Annotated in this window: 3 protein-coding genes; all 3 read left to right on the top strand. The window is 33.5% G+C overall.

Annotated features, from left to right (window positions below):
• Positions 1-180: 180 nt before the first annotated feature.
• From brxF to LFUMFP_RS08320, 3 genes are read left to right on the top strand one after another with little or no spacing between them, the layout of a single operon-like run.
• Entirely contained in the window at positions 181-621 is a 441-nt protein-coding gene (gene brxF / locus LFUMFP_RS08310; protein ID WP_106483445.1) for a BREX-3 system P-loop-containing protein BrxF, read from the top strand.
• An 11-nt stretch (positions 622-632) separates the two neighbouring features.
• Positions 633-4,352 (top strand): DUF6079 family protein, encoded by a 3,720-nt coding sequence (locus LFUMFP_RS08315; RefSeq protein WP_106483446.1) that lies wholly within the window; start codon positions 633-635, stop codon positions 4,350-4,352.
• A complete protein-coding gene (locus LFUMFP_RS08320; RefSeq protein ID WP_106483447.1) occupies positions 4,309-5,466 on the top strand; it encodes a DNA methyltransferase in 1,158 nt (385 codons plus the stop codon). The genes LFUMFP_RS08315 and LFUMFP_RS08320 overlap by 44 nt, the downstream gene beginning before the upstream one ends.
• Positions 5,467-5,501 lie beyond the last annotated feature (35 nt).

Below are 5,501 nucleotides of genomic sequence, written 5' to 3' on the forward strand. Positions count from 1 at the left end.
TGGTAATCCGAACCTCAAATTACATCAGTTGGTTTAATTCCGACAGAATTAGAACGAGTGTTTAGAAAAAGATGTGCCATTTATTGACATAGGAGCAGAAAGCACTTGTAAACATGCAAACAAAGCCTAATAAATGATATACTAACTATAATAGTTATTTTAGTGACTGGAGGCCATCTTATGGTAATTAATGTAGAAGAAATATTACCGGAATTAGTGAGGACTATTTCTTCAAAATATGAAAAATTAGCTATAATAATATTGGAAAACAAACAAGAAATTACTGAAACAGATTATTTCACTTATTTATCGATTAATTTATCTCTTAGTAAATTGTTAATGAGTACAAATAAACGAGCTTGGGGAGTTTATTCTTCAGAATTTATTACAAATACGGTTAAAAATTCTGATAAGCAAATTGTTTTGATCGATAATTTTGAATTGCTTATGAATCCAGAGTTATCTATAGATATCTTTGAGTTGCTTAAGCAATTAAGTAAGAATAAAGTAATTATTATTACTTGGAGATATGGCTATAAAGATAATTCTTTAATTTATGGAGAACCAGGCCACAACGAATATAGAAAAATAGAACTAAAAGATGAAACAGTCATCGTATAAGGAGTGTAAAGATGCTATATAAAGATTTAGTAAGTTTCGAGCCAATAGATTCAGTAATTCAATTAACAGATGCCAATAGCACTGATAAGGCGATTCAACTTTTAGAAACGTTTGTTATTTCAGATAGAATGGCTGAAACTATTAACGAAATGGTTTTTAAACAATTGCAGTTCACCAAGCCAGAAGATAATAAAGGCCTTTTAATTGTAGGGAACTACGGTAGTGGTAAATCACATTTAATGAGTGTGATTTCTACAATAGCTGAGCATGAAGGTTCTAGCAAGTACATCTCACATGAGAAAGTTGCTGAACATTCTAAAGAAATCGAAGGGCAGTTTAAAGTCATCCGTTTTGAAATTGGTGGTGTTAATCGTCCTCTAAAAGATATTATCATTTCCCAATTAGTTAAAGGGTTTGAAGAAATGGGCGTGACATACAAGTTTCCAGAAGATGACTCTGAACTCACAAACAACAAAGAGTGGTTGCTTGAGATGATGGCAAACTTTAATGATACTTATCCTGAAAAAGGATTGTTACTAGTTGTTGACGAACTTTTAGATTATTTGCGCAGCCGAAAAGAACTTGAATTAACTTTGGACTTAGGCTTTTTACGTGAAATGGGGGAGGTTGCTTATAATAGTCGCTTCCGTTTTATGGCTGGGATTCAGGAAATGCTTTTCGACAATCCTCGCTTTGCATATGTTGCAGATTCTTTGCGCCGAGTAAAAGAAAGATTTGAACAAGTAAGAATAGTGAAGGAAGATATCGCGTATGTTATTTCACAACGTCTTTTGAAGAAAGATGAGCTTCAGAAGGCAAAAATTCGCGAGCATTTATCTACGTTTACGAATCTCTATGAACGATTGAACGAAGATATGGATACATATGTAGAGCTATATCCGATCCATCCAGCTTATCTGACAGCTTTTGAAAAAGTTCATAATATTGAGAAACGCGTAGCTCTAAAAACTATTTCAAGTGAGATGAAAAAAATTATCGAGCAAGAAATACCGTCTGATGACCCTGGCCTGATATCTTATGATAGTTATTGGACTTATATAGAAGACGATCCATCAAATAAAACTATTCCAGAAGTCAGAGAGGTAATCGAAAAGACAGCGATACTCAAAGATAGAATCCATACGACATTCCCAAGTCGCCAACAGCGCTATAAAAAAATGTCCATTCGTATTGTTAATGCTATGGCTCTTGATCGTCTAACAACAGATGATATTTATTCAAAAGTTGGAATGACTTCGGATGAGTTAAAAGATGATCTTTTTCTAACGGTTCCAGGATCAATGGAGATGTTATTAGAGGATGATGATCCAGCAGGATTCTTAAAGTCTAATATAGATGTTGCAATAAAAACGATTATGGAAACTGTAAGCTACCAATATATTTCAATTAATGATATCAATGCTCAATATTATTTAGATTTAAAAAAAGACATTGACGTGGATAGTCTTGTTTCAGACCGGGCTGAAATTATTGAAGCAGATACAATGGATAGGTATTACTTTGACTTGCTTCAAAATGCAATCGCTCTGAATGATTTAACTTACATTTCAGGTTATAAAATATGGGAACATGAGTTACCTTGGGAGGATCGACGAGTAATGCGTAAAGGGTACCTATTCCTAGGGTCGCCTAATGAACGTTCTACTGCCCAACCTGAGCGAGATTTCTATATTTACATGCTACGCCCGTTCGATGAAGTCAGTTTTAAAAATGAGAGAAGAGCGGATGAAGTATTTTTCAAACTAAATACGCAAGACGAATTCTTTTCTAGTACGTTGCGGAAATATGCCGCTGCAAAAGAACAGTATATTGAGACTACTCAAGCGCAAAAACAATTATTTAAGAATAAGTTTGATACCTATTACAAGCAATTAATTAAGTGGTTACATGAAAACTTTGTAGATGCCTTTAAAATTATCTACCAAGGAAAAGAAGGCTTTTTATCAGATTTTGGTATGTTCTTGCCTGCGGAAGACAATTTAAAAGCTTTAGTAAATTATGCGTCTGCTGAATTTTTAACAGATGCTTTTGAAGAAGAATATTCTGAGTACCCAACATTTAAAAAATTTAATCCAGGTTACTTAACTGGTGAAAATATTAAAACAGTTGCGAGTGATGCTCTTCAATATTTAAACGAGCGCAAGACAAAAACTGGTGAGGCAATTCTTAATGGCTTAGTCATGCAAGATGATATGGGAAATATCACAAGTGAATCAATTTCCAATTCAGGCTATTCGAAATGGATACTTAAGTTACTTGCTGATAAAGGAAATGGCAAAGTTGTTAATAGTAAGGAAATTTTTAATCATGAGGCTATACGTGGATCGGGCGATCGCCGACTTTCTATTGAATTTCGTTTAGAACCGGAACTGATAGTCGTAATCATAGGAGCACTATTATCTTCAGGGAAGTTAGAAGTTAATGTTGCTGGGAAAAACTATACTGCGATGAATTATCGCGATTTTGCTGTGATGAATATCGATACACTTTCGGAATTTGACTATATTAAAAATCCTACAGGGCTTCCAGTTGAAGAATTGAGCGCAGTGTTAGAGATGTTCGACGAAAAGACACCTAATTTTGATGAAAAAGTTTTAGAAGGGTTCATCAAGCGTTTAAGTTCAAAAGCTATTGAGGAAGTTAGACACGTACTTCAGATTGTTGAACCTGTTAAACGAGGATTTAGTATATCGAATAACGAAGTGATGGATGCAAATACTAAGCAAGAATACATAACTCGTTTAATGTCGTATAAAGAATTTTGCGAAAAAATTCCACGATATAATAGTGTCGCAAAAATGAAAAATTTTGCTATCAGTTTAGTAGAAATTGATGAGCAGCGTATAAACAAGAAGTTAATTTTACAAATTGAACAAATGAAAAAAAATGTGGATGAAGTTAGTGATTTAGTTGGATATATTACTCAAGCAACATATAATTATGGGCTTGAAAGTCAATGGTCCATTGAAGCGCAACAATCAATTAACATGATTGTTGAAGCTGTTAAAGCAGGCAGAGACTATAAACATCAAATAGAAGATTTGAAAATCATTAAGCTGGATTATATTGATGAGTATTACACTATTCACCAAAAATCTCGGTTAACAAGTAAAGAAGAAGTTCAACGAGATGCTTTACTAGAATCACCAGAAGTCCATATTTTAAAATCCTTGAGTAAGCAAATTGAAATTTTACCCGTCCAACAGCTAGATGATTGGACTAATGAGATACGCTTGTCTAAAACTTGTTTTACTTTAACAAAGGCAGAATTAGAACAGATTCCAACGTGTAAACATTGTAATTTTGAAATTGGAAAATCCGATCGCAGCTCTAAACAAATTATAGAAAATGCGAAAGATGGTTTGTTGAATATTTATGACAATTGGCTGGACATTCTTGTGACGGGACTTGAACAGCCGAATATTGTCTCCAATCGTGAACTGCTTAATAGTAATGAGAAGAAAGCAATTGAAGATTTTATTACTAATAAAGAACTTGTATTTCCAGTTAGTTCGGAGTTTCTAAAAACAGTTAATAATCTATTTAAAGGGTTTGAAAAAGTTGAAATTACTGAAACACAGTTAATACATGCATTAGGAGACGGAAGCCCGATGTCAGTCAGTGAATTAGAAGGCCGGATTCGTCAATTGATTTCAGACGTAACAGATGGAAAAGAAAAAGAAAAAATCAGAATTATGTTTAAGAGGTGAAAGAATGTCTACTAACAACGAACAAATGTCGATGGACTTAAATAACAAAGATGAAAAAGTTATTGTATTGGGCATGGAGTTTAAAAACGACGATGAACGTCGAGAGTATTTTCGTAAAGAGTTGCGTAAAAAACTACCAGAACTTAAGAAAATTGAGGGATATCCTTTAGGCGAGGACGAGAATATTATTGACCTCTCTGATCCACCATTTTATACAGTATGTCCGAATCCGTGGATCGGTAACTTTATTGAGGAATGGGAAAAAGGAAAAAAACATGATGTCGTTTATAAACGGGAACCATTCGCTACAGATGTTAGTGAAGGTAAAAGTGATAAAATATATAATGTTCATAGTTATCACACCAAGGTCCCGCATAAGGCGGTTATGAGATATATTCTTCATTACACCAATCCTGGTGATATTGTACTTGATGGTTTTTCGGGTACTGGAATGACAGGGGTTGCTACAAAATTCTCAAACTCAAGAGAAGAAATAACAAAATTGGGATATTTTGTTGATGAGGAGGGTAATATTTTCGATGAAGATAAGAAAAACATTTCCAAATTAGGAAAAAGACATGCAATTATGAATGATTTATCACCAGCAGCTACATTGATTTCACATAGTTATAATAATAACTTAAATGAAAAAGACTTTAAAAATGAAGTTGACTGTATTCTAAGTGAGTTGGAAAGTAAGACTGAGTGGATGTTCCAAACAGTTAATATATCTGGAAAAAAAGTGCCAATAAATTACTCAGTTTGGAGTGAGGTATTCGTTTGTCATAATTGCTCCAATGAAATAGTTTTTTGGGACATATCCGTCGATGAAGATCAAAAAAAAATGAGAAAAGAAATGTTTTGTCCAAAATGTAATGTTGAAGTTACAAAAAAAAATATGAAGCAAGTTTTTACTATGGAGTACGATATGGTTCTAGAGCGCCCCATCCGAATACCTAAAAAAATCCAGGTTTTAATAAATTATACGGATAATAAAAAGCGCTATAATAAGCGCCCGGAAAAATTTGATGATGATTTACAAATGAAAATTAACGAAAATTTCAAGTTTAAGTTAGCCACTTTTAGTTACTATGTTTTAGGTCTTAGTATCTAGCTATCGAACTGAAATGAGTTGAACCCTGTTTGTTA

The sequence above is a fragment of the Latilactobacillus fuchuensis genome, assembly GCF_900258455.1.
Taxonomy (GTDB): Bacteria; Bacillota; Bacilli; order Lactobacillales; family Lactobacillaceae; genus Latilactobacillus; species Latilactobacillus fuchuensis.

What these genes read in the sequence shown, in the direction of transcription:
- brxF (WP_106483445.1), top strand. Translation starts at nt 181, where the DNA reads ATGGTAATTAATGTAGAAGAAATATTACCGGAATTAGTGAGGACTATT.
- LFUMFP_RS08315 (WP_106483446.1), top strand. Translation starts at nt 633, where the DNA reads ATGCTATATAAAGATTTAGTAAGTTTCGAGCCAATAGATTCAGTAATT.
- LFUMFP_RS08320 (WP_106483447.1), top strand. Translation starts at nt 4,309, where the DNA reads ATGGAAAAGAAAAAGAAAAAATCAGAATTATGTTTAAGAGGTGAAAGA.